This is a genomic window from Bradyrhizobium sp. Kon37 (genome assembly GCF_055807535.1).
Map to the genome: position 1 here is coordinate 1 of NZ_JBVVOY010000110.1, position 563 is coordinate 563.

The following is a 563-nucleotide window of genomic DNA, read 5'->3' on the forward strand; positions in this document are numbered from 1 at the left end:
CAATAGTGACCAGCAGGTTCGGCATCCAGAGTTGCCCGTCCTTGCGAGTCCATCCGTCAATTTCTGCCTCAAAGGTGATGGATTTTGCCAGTCTGCGGCGTTGCTCACGCAGGGCGCGGGCCTGTGCATCCTTCGCCGTAATCTTGCTGTCAGCAATGATGATCATCGGTCTGCTGGATGATGAGGAATCCGATGAAGTGGAGCGCCTGCAAAATTACGGGCATTTCAGCGTTCCCCTGCCGGGCGCAGAGGCGCTGATTGCCTGTGTAGGCGCACAACGTGATCAGGGGATTGCTGTTGTGGTGGAAGACCGCCGCTACCGCCCGACAAATCTTGAACCGGGTGATGCAGGCATTTACCACCACGAGGGGCATCGTATCAGGCTGACAAAGGACGGACGCTGCATCATTACCTGTAAAACGGTTGAGGTTTACGCTGATGAAAGTATGACCGTTGACACACCCAGAACCACGTTTACCGGCGACGTTGAGATCCAGAAAGGTCTGGGCGTTAAAGGTAAAAGCCAGTTCGACAGCAATATTACTGCCCCGGATGCCATCATC

At 54.7% G+C, this 563-nt stretch carries 1 protein-coding gene; it reads left to right on the plus strand.

The genetic code is table 11. From position 1 onward, the window contains the following. Nucleotides 1–155: 155 nt before the first annotated feature. The coding region (locus AC0L3J_RS37320; protein ID WP_473350421.1) for a phage baseplate assembly protein V at nt 156–563 on the plus strand (408 nt) is incomplete at its 3' end.